We start from the raw sequence: 25,290 nt of genomic DNA, 5'->3' as shown, positions 1-25,290 counted from the left end.
GAACTTACTCCGGCAACTCCGTCACCCGAACCCGCTGTACCGGCGAGCGGCGTTTCGACCAGGCGGGATGAAAATGCCGCCAGTGGGCATCCTGCGCTGCCGCCAGCAGCTCATAATCCCCTCGGGTATCGCCCCAGGCGCGCAGATGGTATTCACCCAAATGCCCGTACACGTTCTCCAGCCGTTTTACCTTTTGCTCGCAGCGGCAGTTATGACCAGTAATGCGGCCCGTCAACGCGCCATCGCTCACTTCCAGTTGGGTGCCAATTAGCTTAATCCCCAGGCGGTCTGCGAAGGGTTGCAGCACCAGGGCCGGTGAAGCGGAACAGATGGTCACTTCCGCGCCGGAATTGACTTCCGCCGCCACCGCCAGCAGGCCGGTGGGGCGCATCAGACGGTTCCAGTAGATCTCGCAGAATGCCTCGGCTTTCTGGCGTAGCCAGTGTTCGTCCACACCGGTCAGAAAGGTTTGGATCAACACTTCTTTCAGTTCGTCCCGGGTAAGCTTTTTGCGCATGCAGCGCAGCGTCGGCAAGGCCAGGCGCACCATGCGCGCAGCGAACACGCGCTTGCCGAAGGCGAAGCGGAGAAAGGGAATAAAGCTGTCGTGGTGCGTCAGGGTGCCGTCGAAATCAAAAACTGACAGAACCTTTGCAGCGTGTGGCGTGGTGCTCATTCCAGAAACTCCCGTAAACAAATTCATCTTTCCATTCTGTTAAAGGGGATGATAGCAGAACCCCTGCCGGGTGGCAGCGCTGTTGGCTGAACGTGATAACCCAGGCAGACAAGCGATGCTGTCATTTTTTAGCCAAAGGGCGGGGCTGCTCAGTTAATTATTTAAAAAACAAAGAGATAATCTCAATTTTGCCAGCTTTTATTAAAATTCTAATCTTTTCATGGCGTTATCATTTTCCTGGCGTAACTTCACGCTTTCAGGCCGGACCTGTCTAAAGTAATGACTTGCCGGGTCGTTAAATGATGTATCTCTCCTTGCATAAGCTTATACATCATGTGGAAAACAACGCACTCTCGCTTCACCCTTATGCTTATCGGCTTTTTTGTGGTTTTACTGGGCGTGACGTTTTTGGTCATTCGCCAGTTTGTGGCACCACAGCTTATCGCGACGGAAAGCGAACTGATTCGCTACACGGTTGATGCCCAAAGTGATGCCATCACCGAGCAGATGAACCGCGTCAAGGCCCAGCAGCGCACCATCACGGAAGTGGTCAGCGGCCTTGAAAGCGACCAAATCGATCGGTTGCTGCCGACGCTTGTGAATCAATACAACGATCTCAACGTGTTTGGCGGCGGGATATGGCCCCTGCCGGGCAACCGTGCGCCGGACCGCGACCGCTTTAGCACCTTTTTCGCGCGCGATAATGGCGGCAATTTGCAGGTCAACACCGTCTGGAACCAGCCGGAGTCCGATAAATACTGGGAGCAGCCCTGGTACAAAGACGGCATGAACGCCCCGAAAGGTGAATGCGCCTGGGCCAAAGCCTATCAGGACGCCGCCAGCCCGCAGCCGCGCACTAACTGCGCTATGGCAATCTGGCGCGACGGCAAAGTCTGGGGTGTCGCCACCATCGACGTGACCCTCGGCTTCTTCAACAATCTGGCGAAGCAAATGAGCGAAGCCAGCCAGGGACGCGTGCTGATCGTCGAGCAAGACGGCAAAGTGGTCGGCAATGGCTCGCCAGAGCAGGGCAAAGCGGATCTGCAATACCTGCGCGATCTGAAAATCCCGGCGGAAGCCACCGTATTGCAACTGCTGAAACAGGCAGGCGCAGAGCACGTCAGCGAGGTGTATGAAGGCGAGAACGGCGAGCAGACCCTGATGGTGCAGTCCATCAGCGGCAGCCCGTGGTATCTGGTGGTGGATATTCCCTCCAGCCTGCTGTCCCGCCAGTCATCCAGCATCATTACCCAGATTTCCCTGGTGCAGATTGGGCTTGGCTTGCTGCTGGTCCTGGCACTGTTAGGCTTTGTGCGCACCCTGTTCAAAAACCTGGATGCGCTGAATAAAAATATTGTGTCACTGTCCAGCGGCGGCGCAGATTTAACCCAGCGTTTGCCGCAAAGCAAAAGCCCGGAGTTCAACGCGGTTATCAACAGCTTCAACAGCTTTATCGCCTATTTACAGGATTTGATGGGGCAGGTGGGGCAGAGCGCGATGGCGATCTCGTCGGCGTCACGCCAGATTGCCGGCGGCAACCTCGATCTCTCTTCGCGCACGGAACAGCAGTCTGCGTCGATTGTTGAAACGGCGGCCTCAATGGAGCAACTCACCAGTACGGTGCGCCAGAACGCCGACAACGCCGTGCAGGCTAACCAACTGGCGTCTCAGGCATCTGACGTGGCTCGGGAGGGCACGGCGGTCGTCAGCAAAGTGGTCACCACCATGGATAAGATCAACACCTCATCCAGCAAAGTGGTGGATATCATCGGCGTGATCGACGGGATCGCCTTCCAGACCAATATCCTGGCGCTCAACGCGGCGGTGGAAGCGGCGCGCGCTGGGGAACAGGGGCGTGGCTTCGCGGTGGTGGCTGGCGAAGTGCGTAATCTGGCAAGCCGTAGCGCACAGGCAGCCCAGGAGATTAAAAAGCTGATTGAAGAATCGGTCAGCAATATCGAACAGGGCAGCGCACTGGTGCGCCAGGCGGGTACCACGATGGATGGCCTGATGGAGCGGGTGGAAGGCGTCACCGTGCTGATCTCGGAAATCAGCTCCGCCAGCAGCGAACAGAGCCGCGGTATCGACCAGATCAACCTGGCGATCAACCAGCTCGACAACACCACCCAGCAGAACGCCGCGCTGGTGGAGCAGGTCTCCGCCGCCGCCCAGTCTATGGAAGAGCAGTCCAACCAGCTGGAGCTGGTGGTGGCAGGCTTTAAAATCTAACCTCAACGGCGGCTGGGCGTGTCGTGTGTCTATACTTGGGTGACAGGAAATCACACCAGGGAGACACACGACGATGACCCAGCCAACCCGTAAACCGGTTCTGTTTGTGCTCACCAGCTACAGCGATGTGGCGCACAACATTTCCGGTTTTTATTTTTCTGAACTCGTTCACCCCTTGCACGTGCTGGAACAGGCGGGCATACCCACTGTTATTGCTTCGATCCAGGGCGGCTTGCCGCCGGTATATGGCGTGGATTTAGATGACGACGTTAATGCCCGCTACTGGAATGACGATGCGTTCCAGCAACGGCTCAGCCATACTCTGAAGCTGTCGGAAACCCATAGCGACGATTACAGCGCGGTACTGTTTGTCGGCGGACACGGCACCATGTGGGATTTCCCGGACTGCCCGGACGTTCAGCGCCTCATCCGCGATCTGTACGAAGCGGATAAACCGGTCGCTGCCGTTTGTCATGGGCCGGCGGCGCTGGTTAACGCCACGCTCAGCGACGGGCGTTATCTGGTGGATGGCAAGCGGATCGCGGCTTTTACCGATGCGGAAGAACGCGCGGTAAAACTGGATGAGGTGGTGCCATTCTTACTGGAAACCACCCTGAAGAGCCGTGGCGCACAGCACCAGGCGGTAGGGGAGTGGCAGCCGCTGACCCTCGTCGACGGCAACCTGATCACCGGGCAGAACCCGCAGTCCGCCACTGGCGTCGGCGAAGCCCTGCGCGATAAACTTAACGGCTAACCGTTACGGCGTTCCATTGTCGCCATGACGGCGGAACGCCGGGCGTTGCCCAAGCCGCGCAAACCAGGCGTCAATGGCAGGGACGGCAGGACGATCGATTGGCGTCATTTTCCAGCGGTTCACCGACAGGCCGAGCACGATATCCGCCAGGGTGAAAGTCTGGCCGGTCACCCACATCCCGCTTTGCTGGAGTTTGTTATCCAGAAGAGTGATGCAGCGGTTCCAGTCGGCAATGCTGGCGTCAATCTCGCTTTGCAGGTTGTAAGCTGGGTTTTTGCGCACCAGCGCGTTAAAGGCATAGCGCCAGGCGCTGTTTAACTCGGTGGCCTGCCAGTCCATCCATTTTTCCACCCGCGCCCGGCCACGCGGCGTGCTCGACAGCAAATCATCGCGGCCCGCTTTCCCCACCAGGTAGCGGCAAATGGTATTGGATTCCCACAGCACAAAGCCTTCATCAATCAACACCGGCACCAGCCCGTTGGGATTGAGCGCCAGGAACTCCGCCGTATCGGTGGGCGCAAAGCCGCTGCCGTAATCTTCCTGATGATAATCAAGGCCCAGCTCTTCACAGGTCCAGAGCACTTTGCGCACGTTAATCGAGGTACTTTTTCCTAAGATTTTTAGCATCTGCCGCCGTTCTCTATTTACGGGTGATAGAGAGAATATAGCAGCACGTTGTTCAGGCGTGCCGTTTGCGGGCAAAGCTGGCCGACAGGCGATCCAGCAGGATTGCCATCAGCACTACCACCACGCCGCTTTGCAAGCCGAGGCCGATATCCAGTTGTTGAATGCTGCTTAAAATGTCGTTGCCGAGACCGCCCGCGCCGACCATTGAGGCGATAATCACCATCGACATCGCCATCATGATGGTCTGGTTAACCCCCGCCATAATCGACGGCTGTGCGGCGGGAAGCTGTACCTTCCACAGCAGTTGCCACGGCGTACAGCCGAAGGCGAGGCCCGCCTCAATGCGCGCTGTGTTCACCTGGCGGATACCCAGATCCGTGAGTCTGACCACTGGCGGCATCGAGAATAAAATAGTGGCGAAAATCCCCGGCGGACGGCCCAGGCCGAACAATATCGTCGCCGGGATCAAATACACAAACGCGGGCATGGTTTGCATAAAATCCAGCAGGGTACGCACCACGCTGCCCACCGTTGCCCGGCGCGCGCTCCAGATCCCCAGCGGAATGCCGATCAGCAAACTGAAGAAGGTGGATGACAGCGTTAGCGCCAGGGTAATTGAGGCGTGCTCGCTATAGCCGCTGTAGATGATGTACAGCGTCGCGAGCAGGGCGAACAGAGCGAACGCTTTGCCGATGCGCCATACGCCAATGCCCACCGCGAGGATCACCAGCCCCCAGGGTGTCAGCCAGCCGATAAAGGTTTCCAGCCCACCGGCGAAGCTGTCAATCACCCCTGCAATGCCGTCAAAAATGCCGCCCGCGTGGGCCAGCAGGGTGTGGATCGCGCTGTCTATTTCGCGGCTAAAATCTAAGGGATACGCCATAAATACCTACTCAACTATCGATGATTATGCCTGGGGTTGCCAGACGTCGGCATAGCTGTCCGCCAGCTGCCAGCGCGCCGTATCCACGCCGGAAAACAGGTGTCGCACATAGGGCGTTGCCGGGGCGTTGATAATCTTTTCCGGCGGACCAACCTGGATCAGCTTGCCGGCTTCCATAATCGCGATGCGGTTGCCGAGGCGCAGCGCCTCTTCCATATCATGGGTAACAAACACGATGGTACGCTGCTCCGCCTCCTGCAAACTGAGCAACAGCGTCTGCATTTCGCGGCGGATAATCGGGTCGAGCGCCGAGAATGCCTCGTCCATCAGCAATACCGCAGGATCCACCACCAGCGCCCGCGCCAGCCCAACGCGCTGCTGCATCCCGCCGGACAGCTCCGCCGGGTATTTATCTTCAACGTGCGACAGGCCAACTTTTGCCAGCATCTCCCGCGCACGCTGATGGCGAACCTCACGCGCCACGCCCGCCACTTCCAGACCGAACGCCACGTTATCCAGCACATTGCGCTCATCGAACAACGCGAAGGACTGGAATACCATCCCGGTTTTCTCGCGTCGCAGGGCGATCATCTGTGCCGTGCTCAGCGAACCCAGAGCCTGCCCCTGGAAGCGCACTTCGCCGGAAGTTGGGGTGATCAATGCGTTCAGGGTGCGCAGCAACGTTGATTTCCCCGAGCCCGATAGCCCGACAATCACAAAAATCTCGCCAGGCCAGATACGTAAATTAATATCGGTTAAGGCATTTACCGTCGGTTTATTTTCTTTGCGCGCAAACAAACCCTTGCGCGGCACAGAAGAATAATTCTTTTCGACATGGTGTAATTCAATGATGGGTTGTGACATAGCCGGACCGTTTATTTCCTGATTTGGTTATACGCTATCGCAAAAACGATATAAGCAGTGATATCTTTTTTAAATTTGGTTAGCTCCATTTTGCAATAGCTTATTAATAATTGAGCAATAGGCGTTGATACTAAAATTGTCATTAATAAATTTACATTAAGCATGATGGTTTTTAATTATTAAACAATAAAATTCAATAAATTACATTGTTTCTTTAACGGCAGGTACGCCTGGGGATTCTTGCTATTTAGCCTGAGTCCCGGCCTGAAGATGCCTCTTCACAGAATGAAAATGGCGTGAGATAAAAAATAACACGAATTAATGACTCTTCTTCTGGTCGGATTTAAAGATGCTTATAAATAAACCGAATATCGTTATTCTGATGGCGGATCAGTTAACGGCGAGTGCATTACGCACTTATGGAAATAACGTCAGCCTGACGCCCAATATTGATAAATTAGCCAGCGAAGGGGTGGTGTTTGAATCCGCCTATTGCAACAGCCCGCTGTGCGCGCCGTCGCGGGCGGCCCTGATGACCGGCCAGTTTTTATCGAAGAACGGGGTATTTGATAACGCGGCGGAATTCCGCGCCGATTCCCCCACCTTCTGCCACTACCTGCGCGAACAGGGTTACCGTACCTGGCTATCCGGGAAAATGCACTTCTGCGGACCGGACCAGCTGCACGGCTTTGACGAGCGACTGACCACCGATATTTACCCGGCGGATTTCGGCTGGACGCCGGACTGGCAGTACCCAGAGCGCCGCCTCGACTGGTTCCATAATATGAGTTCAGTGCTGGAAGCCGGGGAGTGCGTGCGCACCAACCAGCTTGATTTTGATGACGAGGCGCTGTTTATGGCCCGCCAGCGGCTGTATGACGCGGCGCGCCAGCCGGACGACAGGCCGTTCCTGATGCTGCTGTCGCTTACCCATCCGCACGATCCGTTTGCCATTCCGCGCCGCTATCTGGACCGATTTAACGAAGCGGATATTGATTTGCCGGTGACCGGGACAGGGGACGTAGAAACCGATCCGCACTCCGGGCGGCTGCGCGCGATGTACCAGCTGGAAGAGGGGTTGCTGAGCGAGGCGGACATCCGCCGCGCCCGCCACGCCTATTACGGCGCGCTGGCCTACGTAGACGATTGCTTCGGCGACGTGATCCGTACCCTCGAAGAAACAGGCCTGGCGGAAGACACGGTGGTGTTTGTGATTGCCGACCACGGCGAAATGCTCGGCGAACGCGGCCTCTGGTACAAGATGACCTTTTTCGAAGGGGCGGTGCGCGTGCCGCTGATCGTCCATAACCCGAAGCGCTTTGCCGCACATCGGGTGAGTGAAAACGTCTCGCTGGTGGATTTACTGCCGACCTTTACCGATCTGGCAGGTGGCGCATCGCGTCTTGCATCCCCGGTTGCGCCGCTGGACGGCCACAGCCTGGTGCCGCATCTGCGCGGTCAGCCGGGTTCAGACGAAGCCTGCGGTGAATACCTGGCGGAAGGGGCGATTGAGCCGGTGGTGATGATCCGCCGCGGCCCGTGGAAATACATTCATTCACTCAGCGAAGCGGCGCAGCTCTACAACCTGAAGCAGGACCCGCACGAGCGCCGCAACCTGATCCGCGATCCGGCGCATCAGGACACCGTACAGGCGTTTGCCGCCGAAGTCGCCGCACGCTGGGATCTCGATACGCTGAATAAGGACGTACGCGCCAGCCAGCAAAAACGCCTGTATTTGACCGCCATAGCCGGGCGCGACGCCATTCCGCAATGGGATTTTCAGCCGCACCAGGCGGCATCGCACCGCTTTATCCGCAATCACCAGACGTTGGATGAGCAGGAGGCTTTTGCCCGCTTTCCGCGTCCCACTAAACACCCTGTCGGGGAATAATGATGATGAGCATGAAAAAATTAACCACCTTACTGCTTTTGGCAAGCACAGCAGGGCTCTCTTTCGCCAGTTATGCCGCCGATGACGCAAACTGCGCCACCGTTACCCAATCCGATCCGGGCTGGACCGATATCGCCGCTACTAACGCCCTGTCCGGCGCGGTGCTTAATGCGCTGGGCTATCAGCAAAAAGTGCAGAATCTGTCGGTAGCGCTGGCGTTCCAGGGACTGAAAACTGGCCAGGTGGATGTGTTCCTCGGCAACTGGATGCCAGCCCAGACGCCGGTTATCAGCAAATTCACCGAGGACGGCGTTATCAAAGTGCTGGGCGCGAACCTACCGTCCGCTAAATTCACCCTTGCGGTGCCGGATTACGTCGCTGCCGCCGGGGTCAAAGATTTTGCCGACTTGCAGAAATTCGCCGATAAGTTCGACCATAAAATTTACGGTATTGCACCGGGCGCGCCCGCAAACCAGAACATCAAAAAGGTTATCGACCAGAAGGAACTGGGCCTGAAGGGGTGGAAGCTGGTGGAATCCAGCGAAAGCGGCATGCTGGCGCAGGTGACGCGTGCGGTGAGCCGTAAAGACTGGGTGGTGTTCCTCGGCTGGGAACCGCACGCCATGAATACCCGCTTTAAGCTGACCTACCTGAGCGGCGGCGACCCGTGGTTTGGCCCGAACTACGGCAGCGCGACCGTTAACACCGTCACGCGCAAAGATTTTGCGACTCAGTGCCCGAATCTCAACCGTTTCTTCACGCAGCTTAAATTCGACGTGGCGCTGGAAAACGCGGTGATTACCCGCGTACTGGATGACAAACAGGACGTTAACGACGCGGCGCGCGCTGAGTTAGCCAAACGCCCGGAATTGCTGAACGGCTGGCTCAACGGCGTTACCACCCGTAACGGCGAACCGGCAGAATCGGCGGTAAAGAAAGCGCTGGGGATTTAACCCGCAAGGTTCAGTCCCTTGTAACAACATTGCCCACACATATAACGATTGGCTATAACGCATATTTATTTATTCGTTCTAAGCCTTAGACCGGATGGTTATATTTCTTTGAAAACGCAGTTAAAGAGAGAAAACCTTACGCGCCTCTAAGGCGCGTATTTGTGGGGCTCTGGGGACACCGACACATCATGATTGTTTTGCGGAATATTTCGAAGATCTTCCACCACGGCAAGGATGCGCTTACCGCGGTGGATGACGTCAGCCTCGATATCGAGCGCGGGCAAATTTACGGCATTATCGGCTACAGCGGCGCGGGGAAAAGTACCCTGATCCGCCTGCTTAACGGGCTGGAAAAACCGACCTCCGGCAGCGTGACGATTGCCGGGCAGAATATCTCTGCCGCCAGCGGGGAAACCCTGCGCCGGGCGCGGCTGAAAATCAGCATGGTATTCCAGCACTTTAACCTGCTGTGGTCGCGTACCGTCAGCGAGAACATCGCGTTCTCAATGCAGATTGCAGGCGTCCCGAAAGCGGAAATCAAAAAGCGCGTGGCGGAGCTGATTGACCTGGTCGGCCTGAACGGGCGCGAAAATGCGTATCCGTCAAAGCTTAGCGGCGGTCAGAAACAGCGCGTAGGCATCGCCCGTGCGCTGGCGAATAACCCGGACGTGCTGCTGTGCGATGAAGCGACCTCGGCGCTCGATCCGCAGACCACCGATCAGATCCTCGATCTGCTGGCGGACATCAATCGCCGCTTTGGCCTGACCATCGTGCTGATCACCCATGAAATGCACGTCGTGCGCAAAATTTGCGATCGCGTGGCGGTAATGGAAAACGGCCGCGTGGTGGAAGAGGGCGAAGTGCTCAGCGTCTTTACCCATCCGCAGCAGGAAATTACCCGCCAGTTTGTGCGCCAGATTAGCCAGGAAAGCGACGCCTTCGATGAAACGTTGGTCAACAACCTGGACGGCGCCATTATCAAACTGACGTTTGTCGGCCACAGCACCCATCAGCCGGTGGTCGGTGAACTGACCCTGCGCTACGGCCTGCCGTTTAATATTCTGCACGGCAAGATGAGCCAGACCGCCCACGGCGTATTTGGTCAACTGTGGCTGCACGTCACGGCGAATAATCAACAACTGGAAAGCATTCTCGCGGATTTGCGCCAGCATGAGATCCACTGCGAGGTCATCAAACATGGATGATTCACTGTTTCCGCACCTGAAATGGCCGCAACTGCTGGCGGCAACCCAGGAAACCTTATACATGACTGCGCTGTCCGGTGTGGCGACCTTCGCTCTCGGCATCGTGCTCGGCCTGGCGCTGTTCCTGACCGCGAAAGGCGGCTTATTCCAGAACCGCGCGATTTATAGCGTGATTTCCATTGTGGTGAACGTGTTCCGCTCGATCCCGTTCATCATCCTGATTGTGCTGTTGATCCCGTTTACCAAAGCGATGGTCGGCACCATTCTCGGGGCCAACGCAGCGCTGCCTGCGCTGATCGTCGGCGCTGCGCCGTTCTACGCACGGCTGGTGGAAATCGCCCTGCGTGAAGTGGATAAAGGCGTCATTGAAGCCACCCGCTCCATGGGCGCGCGCATGAGTACCCTGATTTTTCGTGTTTTGCTGCCTGAATCATCACCCGCGTTAGTGTCAGGCATCACCGTTACATTGATCGCCCTGGTCAGTTACAGCGCCATGGCCGGTGTGATTGGTGCTGGCGGGTTAGGAAATCTTGCTTATCTGGAAGGATTCCAGCGTAACCACAATGACGTCACCCTGGTGGCGACGGTGACCATCCTGATCATCGTTTTCATCATTCAGTTTATTGGTGATGCCATTACCTCTTATTTAGATAAACGTTAAAAACAATAGAGAACACACATCATGAAAAAAGTACTGACACTGATAGCAGCAGCAACCCTGAGTTTCTCCGCCTGGGCCGACACCCTGACCGTAGGCGCGTCTAACGTGCCGCATGCGGAAATCCTCGAACAGGCGAAACCGATTCTGGCGAAGCAGGGTATTGACCTGGAGATCCGTCCGTTCCAGGATTACATCCTGCCGAACACCGCGCTGGCCAGCCGTGATATTGACGCAAACTACTTCCAGCACATCCCTTACCTGAACAGCGTTCTGAAAGACCATGCTGGCGACAAAACCTATGATTTCGTCAGCGCAGGCGCGATCCATATCGAGCCGATCGGCATTTACTCCAAAAAGTACAAATCCCTGAAAGATCTGCCGGAAAATGGCCGCGTGATCATGCGTGATGCGGTGGCGGAAGAGGGCCGTATCCTGTCTATCTTTGAAAAAGAAGACGTGATCAAACTGAAGCCGGGCGTGGATAAAGTTTCCGCACGCATCAGCGACGTGGTGGAAAACCCGAAAAAACTCCAGTTCCTGCCGAACGTAGAAGGGTCTCTGCTGCCGCAGATGTATAACAACGACGAAGGCGATGCGGTGGTGATCAACGCCAACTACGCCATCGATGCGGGTCTGGACCCGGTGAAAGATCCGATCGCGGTTGAGAGCGGCGAAAACAACCCGTACGCCAACATCATCACCGTACATAAAGGCGACGAGAAGAAAAAAGATATCGTCGCGTTGGTAGATGTCCTGCACTCCAAAGAGATTCAGGACTGGATCCGCACCAAATACAAAGGCGCGGTTATCCCGGTTAATAATTAAGATACCGCTGTTAAAAAACGCCCGTCAGCCTGTGCTGGCGGGCGTTTTGCTTTCTAACGCAGATTAGCGCGGTCCAGACCGTTAGCGGCATCGAGCGCGCCCGGCGTCATGCGCGATAAAATTTGCAGCCGGTTCCAGCAGTTGATCAGCGCAATGGCGAAAGTCAATTCAGAGAGCTCCGCCTCGCTGAAATGCGCCTGCACTGCGCGATATAACTCGTCCCCTACGCCGTGCTCGCTAATGCGCGTTAAGGCTTCCGCCAGCGCCAGCGCCGCTTTCTCTTTGGCGCTGAACAGCGGTGATTCGCGCCAGATCGGCAGGTGGTGAATGCGCAATTCGCGCTCCTCTTTTAACTTTGCCTGCTTGACGTGCATATCAAGGCAAAACGCGCAGCCGTTAAGCTGGGATACACGAATATCGATCAGGTTCTTGATGGTTAAATCCAGCGAGCTTTTGTGCGACGCGATGCTGGCGTCTGCGAGCGCTTTCGCCAGCGCCGGGGCCGCCTGGAAATGATTGATGCGAGTCGTCATTGTCTTATCCTCTTTGTGGCAGGTGTTGAGTGTGAAAGGGAGCGCTACGTTCCGATAAGCTGTATCTTAAAGCGATATGACGTACCCGAAAGGGTCAAAAACCGTTAAAACAGGTAGGACATGGCGATGGGATACCGGGAGATTTATGAGCGTTACCGGCACAACATTCTCGCGGGAGTGTTAAAGCCGGGGGACAAACTGCCGTCTATCCGCGTACTGGCTGAAGAACTCAACGTGGCCCGTAAAACCGTCGAGGCGGCGTATGCGGTGCTGGTGGGCGAGGGCTATCTGGTGAGCCAGGGGGCGAAAGGCACCTGCGTAAACCCGGATTTGGTGATTCATTCCCCGCTGCCGGACAGGGCACCCAATAGCGACGATGCGGCGTTGAATCAGTTTCTCGATCTGCGCGACGGGGCGGGCTATCTGCGGCTCGGCCTTCCGGCGCTGGATGCGTTCCCGAATAAAAAGTGGCTGTTGCTGGCCGGAAAAGCGGTGCGCGCCTTGCGTCCGAATGAGATGACCAACCCGCCGGTCATGGGTTACACCCCACTGCGCGAAGCCATCGCCAGCTATGTGAATATCTCTCGCGGGCTGAACTGCACGGCGGAACAGATATTCGTCACCAGCGGCTATCGCAGCAACATGATGCTGATCCTCCACGCGCTGGGAACTAAAAGCGACAAAGTGGTATTCGAAGATCCGGGTTATTTTTTCGGTCAGCGGCTGTTAAAGCGCTTTGTGACACAGTTGCACTACGCGCCGGTGGATCGACAGGGCATCGACGTGGATTACCTGCTGCGCCATCATGCCGACGCCCGCTTTGCCCTCGTCACGCCATCGCATCACAGCCCACTCGCCGTGACGCTCTCGCTGCCGCGTAAACACCAGTTGCTGGAGTGGGCGGCGGCCAGCCAGAGCTGGATTATTGAGGACGATTATGACGGCGAGTTTCACTACACTCGCAAAGTGCTGCCTGCGCTGAAGAGCCTGGATAGCCAGGACCGGGTGATTTACGTGGGAACCTTCAGCAAAACCGTAATGCCTGCCGTTCGCATCAGCTATATCGTCATGCCGAAAGCGGCCATTGCGCGGTTTCGGGAAATTGGCGAAATCATGGAAGCCGGGCAGCCGGTATTAACCCAAAAAATCCTCGCGGCGTTTCTCGCAGAAGGCCATTTTTATAAGCATCTCAAGAAAATGCGCGCGCTGTACCAGCAGCGGCGGAAATTGCTGCTGGAGGCGCTGCAAACGGTTTATCCGGGGCTGTTCGAGGTGGAGCTTTCCGACGGCGGGATGCATATCGTCGCCTTTCTGCGCACCAGCACGCGCGATAACGAATTAGCGGCGCTCTGGCAGCGCCATCAGTTACAGGTCAGCGCACTGTCCGGCTGGTATTGCCTGAGCGCAAAACGCTATGGACTGGTGATGAGCTACACCAATATCGCGTCTACCGGGCAGGCCATCGCGCTCATCAGCCGCCCACGTACCGAAACCCTGGCATTATTAACTTAGCTCGCCGGGGAAAGCTGCTGGGCGGCGGCGAGAATATGCAGCGCTGCGCCCTGTTCCAACGGGCGTGAAAAATAATAACCCTGCATAAAATGCACGCCGCACTGTTTCAGGATGGCGACCTGGGTTTCGGTTTCCACGCCTTCGGCAATAACATCAAAATCCAGGCTTTCAGAAATATCCTTCACCGCCTGAACAATAGTGCGGCCTTTATTTTCAATGTTATTAATAAACGACCGGTCGATTTTAATGAAGTCGATGTTCATATTATGGATGACCGACAGGCTGGAATAACCGGTGCCGAAGTCATCGACCGAAAATTTCACGCCGCGCTTCTGCAACTGGCTCACCTTCTGGTAAATAGTGTGCTGCTCTGAGTGAATAATCGATTCGGTGACTTCGAGGTGTAATAAATGCGGGGGAATGGCATAGCGGTCAATCACGTTATTGACGTTATCAACGAATTCTTTATCGTAGAACTGAATAATGGAGATATTGACGCACATCGAAATACCCGACTTCAGCTTTAACATTTCAGAGAGGATCCGGCAGGCTTCTTCCATTATCCAGTTACCGATCTGGACAATACGCCCGCTCTGCTCCATTAACGGAATAAATTCCGCCGGAGAGATATCCCGGCCCTGGAAATGCCAGCGCAGCAGCGCTTCGAAACTGACGATTTCGCCGTTGCTGTCGACGATGGGTTGATACACCGCGCGAAACTCGTTGCGATCCAGCGCGTAGCGCAGCGCCTCGTTCAGGGTGATTTTGCGCCGCAGGCTCTCTTCAAGTTCATGATTATAAAAAGCAACGCGCTCCGGATATTTGCCCTTCTGGGAATACATGGCGATATCCGCCAGTTGAATCAGGCGGGTAATTGAGGTGTCGTGTTCCGGGCACACCGCAATGCCGATGGTTGCGCCCAGCGTGATGGTTTGATCGTCCAGCAGGATAGGCCGCGACAGGCTGGTGACCATATTTTCTGCCAGCTGCCAGGTCAGGTGACGGTCGGTTTCGGTGGTCAGATAGATAAATTCATCGCCGCCCCAGCGGCAGATTAAATTCCCCTGGCGATAAAAATCGTTCAGCCGGGCGCTGAGGGAAATTAACACCATATCGCCGATATCATGACCGAGCGTATCATTGATATTTTTGAAACCGTCTAAATCAATAAAGAAGATTGAAAACCCTTTTTCTTTATTGTCTCTATAGCGACTGGAAATTTCTTCCGCGGCAGATAAAAACGACACCCGGTTATATAAGCCGGTAAGCGCATCAATATGGGATATTTCGTAAACTTCCTGGGTGCGCCGTTTGATGGTTTTTTCCATCCGTTCTAATAGCGTCTGGTTTCGATAGCGTAATAAAATGGCTTCTTTAATATAACGGGCAGCTTTCATTGAAGAGATAATCATCGTCAGGGTAAAGCAGACGCCCAGGAAGCCTAAATTAACCCGGTATTGCTCGGGCTGCAAAATTAATAAGACCGACATCGGCAGCAAGATAATAATGTTATACAGCGAGGATAACATCAAATTACCGGATAATACGCTGGTGGCACCGCCCGCCATCGCGGAAAGAATAACAAGGGTGGCGGTAAATTCCTCGGTTGAAAAAGAATGATAAAAACACAGGATATAGGCGCTCCAGATCGCGGCGGTCAGCAGACAGCCGGATGAAAAACGTACAATCCAGGAAATATCGCCTTTTCGTTCAGGACGCGCATTTACCCACAATTGAGTATCTATGATGCGAATAGTGAGGACGACCATCATCAGTCCCCACCAGGTCAATTTGGTGAAAAGGTTACTTGAATGAAGAAATGAGAAGGCCAGGGTAGAGGAGGTGATAAAGGTGATTAAGATGCCGGGTAATGCATTGTTGTATAACAGTTTTACCCCTTCCGACAGGTATAGCTTTGTATGTTCTTGATTTTTAGTCATTATTATTCACACCGCTGTCATACCGTGATGGCTAATACATTAATATGGCTTATGTAAAAGAATACGTAAAAGTATTATCGGCCAGGACAGCGAAAATGTTAATTATTTTGCGTTTTCGCAAGAGGATCTGTGGAGAAGGGCAAAATAGCGTGTTCAGAGCGCCGTTATCAAAAAACGACAGCGCCCTGACAGGTGTGGCTGGCGGAATAATCTATCGGCGAGCAATAAAATTATCCGGCAAATTTTCATCAAAAAGTTAAGTATTGCCGATTTATTGAACGACAGCCGGATTCACCTTATTTGATGTTCAGATGCTTGTAGTAATACGTCGTGGAACACGATGCGCCGTCCGGCATCAATGCATAGTCTGGAATGTCTCCCACCCGCTGCCAGCCAGTTTGCTGATAAAAAATCTCTGCGCCGCTACCGGTTGCCGTATCCAGCACCAGCACTGATTTATGCTGATCTGCGGCCTGCTTTTCCAGCTCAGCCATTAACTTTTGTGCAATACCCTGGCGCCGCGCGGCTGGGCTGACCAACAACTTTGCGACATCCGCGCGGTGCGGCTGGTTTTCGGGCTGATCGAGGATTAACTGCACCGTGCCGGTGATCTGCTGTTGCGCATCCAAAGCAACCAGCACAAGACGTTCCGCACGTGCGGCGCTGTCTGCTACCCGGGTCCAGAATGCCTGCGCTTTGTCGCCTGTCATCGGCAACATAAAGCTCACCGATGCGCCGTCGTTGACGCAGTCGATCAGTAACTGGCTTAAGGCATCCCGCTGCGCCCGGATTTGCGGCGCAGTAAAGAGGGTAATTGTGGTCATTTTCGGAACCTTTTTTTTGAGGATGTCTTACCTTGTCAGGAAGCCATATCGCTGACAAGCGGCAGAATCAGAGGTTTTTCTTATGATGATGTGGGCACCGATGATGATTGCTGCCGCCGTGGCGATGCCTGCCATTCCGCTGCCGGTATTCTGCCTGATGGTTGGCGCAAGCCATCGGCCTGGGCAGTATTTTGACGCCGTATGCCACCGGCCCAAGCCCGATTTACTACGGTAGTGGGTATTTACCAACTTCTGACTACTGGCGTTACGGCGCGATTTTCGGCGGGTTGTTTTTAATGCTGCTGATTGCCACCGGGCTGTTGTGGATGCCGGTGATACAGTAGAGCGTTCGGCTTCTGGCAAAGCAGCAGATCACGGCCCGATCTGCTGCTTGTACATTTGGTTACCTGCCGATACCAATCACTCACGGAAGGCTAACTCTCACATCACTATAGTGAACTCAACGGCCCACAGGGGCTGAATCACACACTACTTGAGGGTTAGAAAATGAAAAAAGTATTAGCACTGGTTGTTGCTGCCACTATGGGCCTGTCTGCTGCGGCATTCGCTGCTGATACCGCTGCAGCTCCGGCTACCGCCACTGCCGCGCCGGCCAAAGCGCACACCACCCAAACTACCCATAAGAAAAAACACGCGAAAGTAGAGCAGAAAGCCCAGGCAGCGAAAAAGCACCACAAAAAAGCCGCCGCGAAACCGGCCTCTGAACCGGCTGCGCAAAAAGCCCAGGCCGCTAAAAAACACCACAAACAAGCGGCGCACAAAGCTGCAGCAAAACCGGCTGCTCAGCCAGCGGCATAATGCCACACCCGGCGAACCGGGTGCGATGAAGAGCCCTGATTCCCTCTGGAATCGGGGTTTTTATTTTTCTGACGCCAGATGCGCGGCAATGTAACGTTGATAGCGCGACGCTTTGATAAACGTTAAGTCCACCAGCACCAGCCCATCAATGCAGTGACTGAACACCGGATCGCTGCCGAAGTCGATAAACTGCACGCCGCCCGGCTCGCAGAGTTCCGAATACTGTTTATACAGCGGCGGAATACCGCATCCCAGGTTGTCGAGCAGCGATTTCAACCGGGTGAGATCGTCGTGATAATTCTCGCCAGTGAATTCCCGCAGTACATCGGGCAGCGAAGCGGGGCAGGGGCGACGCGACGCCGCCAGCGGATGAGTGGGCGGGAACCATAGCCGGTAAAAGGCAATCAGCAAATCGCTGGCGGCAGGGGGTAAACCGCCAGAAATGGAGACCGGCCCGAACAGATAGCGATACTGCGGATAGCGGGCCAGATAGGCGCCGATCCCGGACCATAAATAATCCAGCCCGCGTCGTCCCCAGTACTGCGGCTGAATAAAGCTGCGGCCCAGTTCAATGCCCTGGTCCAGCACGCCATTCATCTGCTGGTCATAGTGAAACAGGCTGTGGCTGTAGAGCGCGTCATGACCACGGGCGTGAATAGCCTCGCGGGTTGGGATAAAGCGATAGGCACCAACGATTTCCAGCTCGTCGTCATCCCACAGGATCAGGTGCCAGTAATCGTCGTCATAACGATCGATATCCCGGCGTTTGCCGGAGCCTTCCCCCACGGCGCGAAACGCCACTTCCCGCAATCGGCCCAGCTCGCGCAGCACTGGCGCGTCTTCCACGCCGTTACGCCGCCATAGCCAGATGCTTTTACCGTCAGGTGTTGTGCCTAATGACTCCGCCTCCATGAGTGCCCGGCGCAGTGTAATGCGCGCTTCTGCCGGCGCGATGGCGCTTTCACTGCGAAAACAGCCCTTATGACCCGCACGGGTCAGCAACAGATGCTGGCGAAACCGGCTGGCGGTTTCCCGCGAGGGTTGGTTGGGCGAATGCCAGTAATGCCAGGGGATGCGCTCGCCGATGCGCAACGTTATGCGGCTGCCGCGTTTGGTAAACATTTCGCGGATCAGCAACAGCATGGCGAGCGAAGGTGACAGCAGGCTGCTGCCATAAAACATCAGGCTATTGCGCCCGGTGATGTGCACCGGCAATACGGTAGCGTGGTGTTTGCCAGCAACTTTCACGAAACCGGCATTCCACGGGCCTTCCTGAATGCCGTTCAGCCCCATGCGCGCCACTTCCCCGGCGGGGAAGAAAATCAGTACGCCGCCGTTCGCCAGATGCTCATCCATCTCTTTCACCGACGACTTGCGGGTGCGATTGCTGAGATTATCTACCCGGATAAACAGCGATGCGAGCGGCTGCAAATGGCCAAGCAGGGGATTGGTCACCACTTTAATGTCCCGGCGTACCCGGGAAACGGCATTCAGCAACGCCAGCCCGTCGAGGGTGCCGGTGGGGTGGTTGGCGACAATCACCAACGGGCCGGTTTCAGGGATTTGTTCGAGGTCGCGGGCAGGGATATCACAGTCAATTTGAAGGTGTTCAAGCACTTGCTCCACCATATCCAGACCCCGAAGGTGACGGTACTGGCTGGCGAATTCCTGAAATTCCTGTTGGTACAATAATCGTTTGATGCTGCGTTTTAGCAAAGGTGATGCGGGGGCGGTGGGCCATAAATCATCGAGAACGCTATCGATGCTGAACATGGTCGTCTCTCCAGTCGTTTTGACCTGACGGTAGACCAGATTTATGACCGTGGCATTTCAACGCAGTGACGTGAGGATGGCAGTAAAAAGGGAGCCTTAGCTCCCTTGCCGATCATTTTAGGATCTTCTTCTCGGCCAGATCGAGGGCGAAATAGCTGAAGATCAAATCCGCGCCTGCGCGTTTAATCGCGCCCAGGCTTTCGAGGGTCACTTTCTCTTCATCAATTGCGCCCGCCTGGGCGGCAAATTTGATCATCGCGTATTCACCGCTCACCTGGTATGCGCCCAGCGGCAGAGTGGTGCGCTCGCGGATATCGCGCAGCACGTCCAGGTATGCCCCGGCCGGTTTCACCATCAACGCGTCCGCGCCTTCCGCTTCGTCAATCAGCGATTCACGGATCGCTTCGCGGCGGTTCAGCGGGTTCATCTGATAGGTTTTACGGTCGCCTTTCAGCGCCGTGCCTGCGGCTTCGCGGAACGGGCCGTAGAACGACGAGGCGAATTTAGTGGAGTACGAAAAAATAGCGGTATCGGTGAAGCCCGCAGCGTCCAGCGCCTGGCGGATGGCTTTCACCTGGCCGTCCATCGCAGCAGACGGGGCGATAAAATCTGCGCCTGCCGCGGCGGCGACCACCGCCTGTTTGCCGAGGTTCGCCAGGGTCGCGTCGTTATCCACGCCGTGATCGCACAGCACACCACAGTGGCCGTGGGAGGTGTATTCGCAGAAACAGGTGTCGGACATGACGATCATTTCCGGGACCGCGTCTTTGCAGATGCGCGACATGCGCGCCACCAGGCCGTTTTCATTCCAGGCATCGCTACCGGTGGCGTCGGTGTGGTGGGAAATACCAAACGTCATCACCGAGCGAATTCCGGCATTGGCAAAGCGCTCGATCTCGCGCGCCAGATATTTTTCCGGAATACGCATTACGCCAGGCATAGCGGTAATGGCTTTGTAATCATCGATCTCTTCTTCAACAAAGATGGGCAACACCAGATCGTTTAAGGTCAGGGTTGTCTCTTCGAACATAGCGCGCAGCGCGGGTGATTGACGCAGACGGCGCGGGCGAGAAATCAGGGAGAAATCAGACATGGTAGCTATCTTATGTGAGTCAAAGAGGCCGTTATTTTACCTTATGTGATACAAATTTGTTTCACGAATCTCGGCGTAAAAAAAGCAATGCAATTGCATTGGCAATGCATTTGCATTACATTGCGTGTGTAAACCGTGAAACGGGAGGGATAAATGAATAACGTAGTCATGGCAGGCGTAACACTGCGAGCTTCCTCGAAATTAACCGCTCGTAGCCAGACAACCATTCCGGCTTCTGTTAGAGATGCTATGAATTTAAAACCTGGCGAAGAGATTGAATATGCCGTCCTGGCTGACGGGCAGGTGCTGATGACGAGAAAGCAAACGGATGCCGAAGACGATCCGGTTATGGAAGGTTTTCTGAGCTTCCTCGCTCACGATATTCAGCACAATCCGTCGCAGATCCACGCGCTGGATACAGCGTTCTGGGATGACGTAGAGGCCTTAACTAAAGGTGTGGATGTCGATCTCGATGCGCCGCTTGCTGATGAGAAATGATAATGAATGGATTGCGGGCAGAGGCCCCATGGAAAGTGTATCAACACCCCTGCTTTGTTGCCCAGGTTAAGGCGCTTCGGGACGAGGTAGCCGCGCTCAAACATCACTATCCTGATGACTACCGAAACAAAGCGCCAACCAGGCTGTTAGCGGCTATCAACAAAGCCCGCAAAGATATCTCTGCTGACCCAACCCAGGCAAAGTATCGCCTGGGTGACACGCTGGGCGTGGGTTACAGGCACTGGTTTCGGGCAAAATTTCTCGGCCAGTATCGTTTGTTCTTTCGCTATAGCCTGAGAGAACGCATCATCATTCTCGCGTGGGTCAATGATTCGCAAACCAGGCGAGCTTACGGTCATAAGCGAGATGCGTATAAGGTTTTTGGTGCAATGTTGGCGTCAGGGCATCCACCGGATGACTGGGAGACGCTGGTGAAAGAGACGGTGAAGCAAATTAACCTGAGTCTGTGTGAACCCCTGCCTTTAAATGTACAAAACCCGGCATAGCGCCGGGTTTGCTGTTTCAGGCGCCCGTTTTATTCGTCACTTACCGGGACCTGCGCCGAGGCGGTGACGACCACCGGCTTATTGCCAGTCAGCTCGGTGACCAGGTTATTCACCCCGTCGCTCATGTTCACAAAGCGGGTGAGCGGTGAGCGGGTGACCACCACGAAAACGCCGATATTGCTCTGGGGCACCATCGCCATATAGGTGATGAACCCGCCGCCGCCGCCGGTTTTCTGAAGAATGCCTGGACGGCCATTTTTCGGCTGCATATATACCCAACCCAGGCCCAGCGCGTCGGCACGGCCCGGCACGTCCATACCAATGACTTTGGTGAACTGGCTACGCTGGTAAATCAGCGTTTGCATCCGGTCCGCCTGGCTGGTGCGGGTATGGAAATCGGACGCCAGGAATTGCTGCATCCAGCGCATCATATCGTCAGGCGTGGAGTAGATCCCGCCGCTGCCAATGGCCGCCAGGGTGTTGTTACACGGGCTGGCGCCTTTTTCCGCCACCATTAAGCGACGGCACTGATCCGGCGATGGCGTAAAAGTGGTGTCTTTCATGCCAAGCGGACGGGCGATGTATTCGTCAAACAGCTGCGGATAGGGCTTGCCAGCCGCGCGGGACAGCGCGTCCGCCAGCAGATCAAACGCGATATTGGAGTAAGCGACCACGGTGCCGGGCGCGGCTTTTAAATTCGCTGTGGCAAGCCAGTTCCAGCGCTGCTCACGGGTCGGCCAGACAAACACCGGACGATGTGCCGCACCGCCCGGTTGTTCGCGGGGCAGGGCGCTGGTGTGAGTCGCCAGATTCACCAGAGTAATGGGTTTACCCTGGTACGTCGGCACCCGCGCGCCGGGAGGGGCGTATTTACTCAACGGATCGTCGAGCTTTACGGTGCCCTGATCGAGCAGCTTTACCAGCATTTCGCTGGTCATCAGCTTGGTGAGCGAGGCCACGCGTACCACAGAGTCAAGCTGCGGGCGCACATTATTACCCGGGCGGGTTTCGCCAAAGCTGCGAAATACCCGCTGGTTGCCGTCAATCACCACCAGCGCCATGCCCGTTGCACCGCTGCCATAATAAATATGCTCAGCGTAACGGTCAGTGATTTCGGAAGCGAAGACCGGATCGGGGGAAGTTTGCGCCTGGCTTGCGGCAGGCAACAGCACGGCACTCAGTGCGGCGAAAGTAAGCAGACAACGTTTCAACGAAGCAATCCATTCAGTCAGTGGCGATAAACGCTATTTATACTATGGTTGCCGCTCCGGCAATGGGCGGATTAACGAAGTGTAGCGAGAAAAAACGTAACCACGGATTACAGTGGCGCAATTTTTGCCACGGCTCACAGTGCAAGCTGTTAAAAAACAGGGAATACGCTACGTTTTTACCGTTGCGTACGCAACGGAACAGATTGTTACCCAATGGGCCCGGAACTAACCAGGCAGCGCTATGTCTGATTGTCGCTGCCCCTGAGGCAAATTTTTGGGTTGTGATTCAACCCTGAACTGGATGTAAAAACGTTACGCGCAGCAATCGCGATAACAACAAGAATGAGCAGGAGTGAAGTGATGTTTAAATCGTTCTTTCCCAGGCCGACCGCTTTTTTTCTGTCGGCGTTTATTTGGGCGATGATCGCCGTGATTTTCTGGCAGGCGGGCGGTGCCGCATGGGCCGCCAGGCTGGTGGGTGCAAGTAAAGAGGTGCCGATTAGCGCAGCGCGGTTCTGGTCGCTCAGCTATCTGACTTTTTACGCTTACTACGCCCTCTGCGTGGGCCTGTTCGCCCTGTTCTGGTTTATCCGCAGCCCGCATCGCTGGCAGTACTGGTCGATTCTCGGTTCCGCACTGATTATTTTTGTCACCTGGTTTCTGGTGGAAGTGGGCGTGGCGGTCAACGCCTGGTATGCACCGTTCTACGATCTGATCCAGACCGCGCTCAGCTCGCCGCATAAAGTGTCTATCAATCAGTTCTACAACGAAGTGGGCATATTTTTAGGTATCGCCCTGATCGCGGTGGTGGTGAGCGTGTTGAATAACTTTTTCATCAGCCACTACGTATTCCGCTGGCGTACCGCGATGAACGAATACTATATGACGCACTGGCAGCGCCTGCGCCATATCGAAGGGGCCGCGCAGCGTGTGCAGGAAGACACCATGCGCTTTGCCTCTACGCTGGAAAGCATGGGCGTCAGCTTTATTAACGCTATTATGACGCTGATCGCCTTTCTGCCGGTGCTGGTAGCGCTGTCCCCGCATGTGAAAGAGCTGCCGATTATCGGCTATGTGCCCTATGGCCTGGTGGTTGCCGCGATTATCTGGTCGCTGATGGGCACCGGTTTGCTGGCGGTGGTGGGGATCAAACTGCCGGGGCTGGAATTTAAAAACCAGCGTGTGGAAGCCGCGTACCGTAAAGAACTGGTTTACGGCGAAGATGACGCCAACCGCGCCACGCCGCCGACGGTGCGGGAACTGTTCGGCGCAGTGCGCCGCAACTATTTCCGTCTGTACTTCCACTATATGTATTTCAACATCGCCCGCATTTTGTATTTGCAGGTCGATAACGTATTCGGGTTGTTCCTGCTGTTTCCATCGATTGTCGCGGGTACTATTACCCTCGGCCTGATGACCCAAATCACCAACGTATTCGGCCAGGTACGCGGGGCGTTCCAGTACCTGATTAGCTCCTGGACCACGCTGGTAGAATTGATGTCTATCTATAAGCGTCTGCGCAGTTTCGAGCGTGAGCTGGATACGCCAGCGCAGGAGATGGCCGAAGCGAATTAACCCCCTACACGGAGCGCGAATGCGACTGCAAAACGGAAAACACCTAAGCCTGCTGGCGCTGTTGGTGCTGGCAGGCTGCGCCAGCGAACCCACCCCGGAGAAACCCTCCGGCCCCACGGTGGATGTGGCGCAAACGGTGAAGCGTAAAATGCCTGCCAGCGTAAAAGATCGCGACGGCTGGGCGAAGGAAATCGCCACGGCATTCGACAGCCAGAAAATCGCGCCTACCGAAGAGAACGTCTGTTCGGTGCTGGCAGTGGCTGAGCAGGAAGCCAACTATCAGGCCGACCCGGTGGTGCCAGGCTTAAGTAAAATTGCCTGGAAAGAGATTGAACGCCGCGCCGACCGGGTTCACGTGCCGATGTTCCTGGTGCGCACTGCGCTGATGATCACATCGCCCAACGGCAAGAGCTACAGCGAGCGGCTCGATAAAGTGACCACCGAGAAACAGCTGAGCGCCATTTTCGATGACTTTATCGGCATGGTTCCCATGGGCCAGACGCTGTTCGGCAATTTAAACCCGGTGCATACCGGCGGTCCGATGCAGGTCAGCATTGCGTTCGCCGAAGCCCACACCCGGGGTTATCCGTGGAAGATGGACGGCACGGTGCGCCAGGAAGTGTTTAGCCGACGCGGCGGTTTGTGGTTTGGGATTTACCATCTGCTGAACTATCCGGCCAATTACACCCAACCGCTGTACCGCTACGCCGACTTTAACGCGGGCTGGTACGCCAGCCGCAATGCGGCATTTCAGTATGCAGTCAGTAAAGCCAGCGGCGTGAAGCTGGCGCTGGACGGCGACTTAATTCGTTACGACAGCGACGAGCCCGGCAACACCGAGCTGGCGGTGCGCAAACTGAAAACCGGTCTTAGCGACAGCGACATTCATCGCGCCCTGAAGAAAGGCGATGGGTTAGATTTCGAGCAGACGGCGTTGTACAAGAAAGTGTATGAGTTGGCGGAGAAGAAAACCGGTAAACCGCTGGCGCGTGAAATGCTGCCGGGTATCCAGCTTGAGAGCCCGAAAATCACCCGCAATCTCACCACGGCGTGGTTTGCAAAGCGGGTTGACGATCGTCGGGCTCGCTGTATGAACAAATCGTAAGGTTAATAGCGTCGTTGTTGAAAGCGTAGCCACAGGCTAATCGCCGCCGCGATCAGGCAGCCCACTAAAAAGGGCACCAGTCCAAAGATCGTGCCGACCAGCATTCCTATCTCGATGTGCGGTCGGCCGCTCTCCTTCACATCAAGTTGCATCAAGTGCTCAAACACACCGGGTGCATTCACCAACATGTTCAGAATCTGCGATCCGACCCAGAAGCAGAACAGGACAAAAACCGCGTACGCGATGTTGCCGAGCGTGGTCGACGGCTCGCGCTTTTTCCCTGCGATGATGGTGGACTTCGACAAAGTAAACTCTGCCATAATGACCTCCCGG

General features: G+C 55.5%; 24 protein-coding genes and 1 pseudogene. 14 read left to right on the top strand and 11 right to left on the bottom strand.

Features of this window, described 5'->3' with window-relative positions; genetic code table 11:
* Positions 1-4 precede the first annotated feature (4 nt).
* Positions 5-676 (bottom strand): HAD family hydrolase, encoded by a 672-nt coding sequence (locus tag ACVV26_RS16855; RefSeq protein ID WP_474798363.1) that lies wholly within the window; start codon positions 674-676, stop codon positions 5-7.
* Between the two features lie 333 nt (positions 677-1,009).
* Between ACVV26_RS16855 and ACVV26_RS16850 the strand changes: the two genes are divergently transcribed.
* Both ACVV26_RS16850 and ACVV26_RS16845 read left to right on the top strand, forming a co-directional pair.
* Positions 1,010-2,905, top strand: a complete 1,896-nt coding sequence (locus tag ACVV26_RS16850) for a methyl-accepting chemotaxis protein (RefSeq protein WP_474798362.1) — start codon at positions 1,010-1,012, stop codon at positions 2,903-2,905.
* A gap of 73 nt (positions 2,906-2,978) precedes the next feature.
* On the top strand, positions 2,979-3,659 hold the full coding sequence (locus tag ACVV26_RS16845) for a type 1 glutamine amidotransferase domain-containing protein (protein ID WP_474798360.1): 681 nt from the start codon (positions 2,979-2,981) through the stop codon (positions 3,657-3,659).
* Positions 3,660-3,662: 3 nt separating this feature from the next.
* On the opposite strand, the gene ACVV26_RS16840 is transcribed toward ACVV26_RS16845, so the two are convergent.
* From ACVV26_RS16840 to ACVV26_RS16830, 3 genes are read right to left on the bottom strand one after another with little or no spacing between them, the layout of a single operon-like run.
* The gene (locus ACVV26_RS16840) at positions 3,663-4,286 is read right to left on the bottom strand and encodes a glutathione S-transferase family protein (RefSeq protein ID WP_474798359.1); all 624 of its coding nucleotides are present in this window, start codon (positions 4,284-4,286) and stop codon (positions 3,663-3,665) included.
* A gap of 52 nt (positions 4,287-4,338) precedes the next feature.
* The gene (locus ACVV26_RS16835) at positions 4,339-5,169 is read right to left on the bottom strand and encodes an ABC transporter permease (protein WP_474798357.1); all 831 of its coding nucleotides are present in this window, start codon (positions 5,167-5,169) and stop codon (positions 4,339-4,341) included.
* A 24-nt stretch (positions 5,170-5,193) separates the two neighbouring features.
* Positions 5,194-6,033, bottom strand: coding sequence for an ATP-binding cassette domain-containing protein (locus ACVV26_RS16830; protein WP_474798356.1), 840 nt, complete (start codon positions 6,031-6,033; stop codon positions 5,194-5,196).
* A gap of 349 nt (positions 6,034-6,382) precedes the next feature.
* Between ACVV26_RS16830 and betC the strand changes: the two genes are divergently transcribed.
* From betC to ACVV26_RS16805, 5 genes are all read left to right on the top strand, one after another.
* A complete protein-coding gene (gene betC, locus ACVV26_RS16825; RefSeq protein WP_474798355.1) occupies positions 6,383-7,924 on the top strand; it encodes a choline-sulfatase in 1,542 nt (513 codons plus the stop codon).
* 11 nt (positions 7,925-7,935) lie between these two features.
* On the top strand, positions 7,936-8,877 hold the full coding sequence (gene choX / locus ACVV26_RS16820) for a choline ABC transporter substrate-binding protein (protein WP_474798354.1): 942 nt from the start codon (positions 7,936-7,938) through the stop codon (positions 8,875-8,877).
* Between the two features lie 188 nt (positions 8,878-9,065).
* Entirely contained in the window at positions 9,066-10,082 is a 1,017-nt protein-coding gene (locus ACVV26_RS16815; protein ID WP_312983688.1) for a methionine ABC transporter ATP-binding protein, read from the top strand.
* A complete protein-coding gene (locus ACVV26_RS16810; RefSeq protein ID WP_161662033.1) occupies positions 10,075-10,743 on the top strand; it encodes a methionine ABC transporter permease in 669 nt (222 codons plus the stop codon). The genes ACVV26_RS16815 and ACVV26_RS16810 overlap by 8 nt, the downstream gene beginning before the upstream one ends.
* Positions 10,744-10,764: 21 nt before the next feature.
* Positions 10,765-11,568 (top strand): MetQ/NlpA family ABC transporter substrate-binding protein, encoded by an 804-nt coding sequence (locus ACVV26_RS16805; protein ID WP_474798353.1) that lies wholly within the window; start codon positions 10,765-10,767, stop codon positions 11,566-11,568.
* A 53-nt stretch (positions 11,569-11,621) separates the two neighbouring features.
* Here ACVV26_RS16805 and ACVV26_RS16800 read toward each other — a convergent pair whose 3' ends face one another.
* The gene (locus tag ACVV26_RS16800) at positions 11,622-12,101 is read right to left on the bottom strand and encodes a carboxymuconolactone decarboxylase family protein (protein WP_474798351.1); all 480 of its coding nucleotides are present in this window, start codon (positions 12,099-12,101) and stop codon (positions 11,622-11,624) included.
* A 120-nt stretch (positions 12,102-12,221) separates the two neighbouring features.
* Between ACVV26_RS16800 and pdxR the strand changes: the two genes are divergently transcribed.
* Positions 12,222-13,613: a MocR-like pyridoxine biosynthesis transcription factor PdxR gene (gene pdxR, locus ACVV26_RS16795; RefSeq protein ID WP_474798349.1), complete on the top strand. Its 1,392-nt coding sequence runs from the start codon at positions 12,222-12,224 to the stop codon at positions 13,611-13,613.
* Here pdxR and ACVV26_RS16790 read toward each other — a convergent pair.
* Both ACVV26_RS16790 and ACVV26_RS16785 read right to left on the bottom strand, forming a co-directional pair.
* Entirely contained in the window at positions 13,610-15,553 is a 1,944-nt protein-coding gene (locus ACVV26_RS16790; RefSeq protein WP_474798348.1) for a putative bifunctional diguanylate cyclase/phosphodiesterase, read from the bottom strand. The genes pdxR and ACVV26_RS16790 overlap by 4 nt on opposite strands.
* A gap of 296 nt (positions 15,554-15,849) precedes the next feature.
* Positions 15,850-16,377, bottom strand: coding sequence for a GNAT family N-acetyltransferase (locus ACVV26_RS16785; protein ID WP_474798347.1), 528 nt, complete (start codon positions 16,375-16,377; stop codon positions 15,850-15,852).
* Between the two features lie 94 nt (positions 16,378-16,471).
* On the opposite strand from ACVV26_RS16785, the pseudogene ACVV26_RS16780 reads away from it, so the two are divergent.
* A pseudogene (locus ACVV26_RS16780) lies at positions 16,472-16,721 on the top strand (anion permease); the annotation flags it as partial.
* Positions 16,722-16,884: 163 nt separating this feature from the next.
* A complete protein-coding gene (gene asr / locus ACVV26_RS16775) occupies positions 16,885-17,196 on the top strand; it encodes an acid resistance repetitive basic protein Asr (RefSeq protein ID WP_474798345.1) in 312 nt (103 codons plus the stop codon).
* A 60-nt stretch (positions 17,197-17,256) separates the two neighbouring features.
* Here the strand turns inward: asr and olsF are convergent, their stop codons facing one another.
* Both olsF and hemB read right to left on the bottom strand, forming a co-directional pair.
* Positions 17,257-18,969, bottom strand: a complete 1,713-nt coding sequence (olsF, locus tag ACVV26_RS16770) for a bifunctional ornithine lipid synthase OlsF (RefSeq protein WP_474798343.1) — start codon at positions 18,967-18,969, stop codon at positions 17,257-17,259.
* 112 nt (positions 18,970-19,081) lie between these two features.
* On the bottom strand, positions 19,082-20,062 hold the full coding sequence (hemB, locus tag ACVV26_RS16765; protein WP_312983699.1) for a porphobilinogen synthase: 981 nt from the start codon (positions 20,060-20,062) through the stop codon (positions 19,082-19,084).
* A gap of 153 nt (positions 20,063-20,215) precedes the next feature.
* On the opposite strand from hemB, the gene ACVV26_RS16760 reads away from it, so the two are divergent.
* Both ACVV26_RS16760 and ACVV26_RS16755 read left to right on the top strand, forming a co-directional pair.
* Complete coding sequence (locus tag ACVV26_RS16760) at positions 20,216-20,560, top strand: type II toxin-antitoxin system PrlF family antitoxin (protein ID WP_474798342.1); 345 nt, start codon at positions 20,216-20,218, stop codon at positions 20,558-20,560.
* A 2-nt stretch (positions 20,561-20,562) separates the two neighbouring features.
* Positions 20,563-21,066 (top strand): type II toxin-antitoxin system YhaV family toxin, encoded by a 504-nt coding sequence (locus ACVV26_RS16755; RefSeq protein ID WP_474798341.1) that lies wholly within the window; start codon positions 20,563-20,565, stop codon positions 21,064-21,066.
* A gap of 29 nt (positions 21,067-21,095) precedes the next feature.
* On the opposite strand, the gene ampH is transcribed toward ACVV26_RS16755, so the two are convergent.
* Positions 21,096-22,277, bottom strand: coding sequence for a D-alanyl-D-alanine-carboxypeptidase/endopeptidase AmpH (gene ampH, locus ACVV26_RS16750; protein ID WP_312983703.1), 1,182 nt, complete (start codon positions 22,275-22,277; stop codon positions 21,096-21,098).
* Positions 22,278-22,637: 360 nt separating this feature from the next.
* On the opposite strand from ampH, the gene sbmA reads away from it, so the two are divergent.
* Together sbmA and ACVV26_RS16740 are read left to right on the top strand one after the other, a co-directional pair.
* The gene (gene sbmA / locus ACVV26_RS16745; RefSeq protein ID WP_474798340.1) at positions 22,638-23,852 is read left to right on the top strand and encodes a peptide antibiotic transporter SbmA; all 1,215 of its coding nucleotides are present in this window, start codon (positions 22,638-22,640) and stop codon (positions 23,850-23,852) included.
* A 19-nt stretch (positions 23,853-23,871) separates the two neighbouring features.
* Positions 23,872-24,957: a DUF1615 domain-containing protein gene (locus tag ACVV26_RS16740; RefSeq protein ID WP_474798338.1), complete on the top strand. Its 1,086-nt coding sequence runs from the start codon at positions 23,872-23,874 to the stop codon at positions 24,955-24,957.
* A 2-nt stretch (positions 24,958-24,959) separates the two neighbouring features.
* Here the strand turns inward: ACVV26_RS16740 and ACVV26_RS16735 are convergent, their stop codons facing one another.
* Positions 24,960-25,277 (bottom strand): DUF2755 family protein, encoded by a 318-nt coding sequence (locus ACVV26_RS16735; RefSeq protein WP_312983711.1) that lies wholly within the window; start codon positions 25,275-25,277, stop codon positions 24,960-24,962.
* Positions 25,278-25,290 lie beyond the last annotated feature (13 nt).

Source organism: Atlantibacter sp. MEI4A-1023 (assembly GCF_056155425.1).
Note: the sequence above shows the minus strand (reverse complement) of the source record. Positions and strands in the feature narration are given on the sequence as shown.

Excerpts from the sequence above, each read along its gene's own strand:
- ACVV26_RS16855 (WP_474798363.1), bottom strand. The coding sequence starts at position 676 with ATGAGCACCACGCCACACGCTGCAAAGGTTCTGTCAGTTTTTGATTTC.
- ACVV26_RS16850 (WP_474798362.1), top strand. The coding sequence starts at position 1,010 with ATGTGGAAAACAACGCACTCTCGCTTCACCCTTATGCTTATCGGCTTT.
- ACVV26_RS16845 (WP_474798360.1), top strand. The coding sequence starts at position 2,979 with ATGACCCAGCCAACCCGTAAACCGGTTCTGTTTGTGCTCACCAGCTAC.
- ACVV26_RS16840 (WP_474798359.1), bottom strand. The coding sequence starts at position 4,286 with ATGCTAAAAATCTTAGGAAAAAGTACCTCGATTAACGTGCGCAAAGTG.
- ACVV26_RS16835 (WP_474798357.1), bottom strand. The coding sequence starts at position 5,169 with ATGGCGTATCCCTTAGATTTTAGCCGCGAAATAGACAGCGCGATCCAC.
- ACVV26_RS16830 (WP_474798356.1), bottom strand. The coding sequence starts at position 6,033 with ATGTCACAACCCATCATTGAATTACACCATGTCGAAAAGAATTATTCT.
- betC (WP_474798355.1), top strand. The coding sequence starts at position 6,383 with ATGCTTATAAATAAACCGAATATCGTTATTCTGATGGCGGATCAGTTA.
- choX (WP_474798354.1), top strand. The coding sequence starts at position 7,936 with ATGAAAAAATTAACCACCTTACTGCTTTTGGCAAGCACAGCAGGGCTC.
- ACVV26_RS16815 (WP_312983688.1), top strand. The coding sequence starts at position 9,066 with ATGATTGTTTTGCGGAATATTTCGAAGATCTTCCACCACGGCAAGGAT.
- ACVV26_RS16810 (WP_161662033.1), top strand. The coding sequence starts at position 10,075 with ATGGATGATTCACTGTTTCCGCACCTGAAATGGCCGCAACTGCTGGCG.
- ACVV26_RS16805 (WP_474798353.1), top strand. The coding sequence starts at position 10,765 with ATGAAAAAAGTACTGACACTGATAGCAGCAGCAACCCTGAGTTTCTCC.
- ACVV26_RS16800 (WP_474798351.1), bottom strand. The coding sequence starts at position 12,101 with ATGACGACTCGCATCAATCATTTCCAGGCGGCCCCGGCGCTGGCGAAA.
- pdxR (WP_474798349.1), top strand. The coding sequence starts at position 12,222 with ATGGCGATGGGATACCGGGAGATTTATGAGCGTTACCGGCACAACATT.
- ACVV26_RS16790 (WP_474798348.1), bottom strand. The coding sequence starts at position 15,553 with ATGACTAAAAATCAAGAACATACAAAGCTATACCTGTCGGAAGGGGTA.
- ACVV26_RS16785 (WP_474798347.1), bottom strand. The coding sequence starts at position 16,377 with ATGACCACAATTACCCTCTTTACTGCGCCGCAAATCCGGGCGCAGCGG.
- asr (WP_474798345.1), top strand. The coding sequence starts at position 16,885 with ATGAAAAAAGTATTAGCACTGGTTGTTGCTGCCACTATGGGCCTGTCT.
- olsF (WP_474798343.1), bottom strand. The coding sequence starts at position 18,969 with ATGTTCAGCATCGATAGCGTTCTCGATGATTTATGGCCCACCGCCCCC.
- hemB (WP_312983699.1), bottom strand. The coding sequence starts at position 20,062 with ATGTCTGATTTCTCCCTGATTTCTCGCCCGCGCCGTCTGCGTCAATCA.
- ACVV26_RS16760 (WP_474798342.1), top strand. The coding sequence starts at position 20,216 with ATGAATAACGTAGTCATGGCAGGCGTAACACTGCGAGCTTCCTCGAAA.
- ACVV26_RS16755 (WP_474798341.1), top strand. The coding sequence starts at position 20,563 with ATGAATGGATTGCGGGCAGAGGCCCCATGGAAAGTGTATCAACACCCC.
- sbmA (WP_474798340.1), top strand. The coding sequence starts at position 22,638 with ATGTTTAAATCGTTCTTTCCCAGGCCGACCGCTTTTTTTCTGTCGGCG.
- ACVV26_RS16740 (WP_474798338.1), top strand. The coding sequence starts at position 23,872 with ATGCGACTGCAAAACGGAAAACACCTAAGCCTGCTGGCGCTGTTGGTG.
- ACVV26_RS16735 (WP_312983711.1), bottom strand. The coding sequence starts at position 25,277 with ATGGCAGAGTTTACTTTGTCGAAGTCCACCATCATCGCAGGGAAAAAG.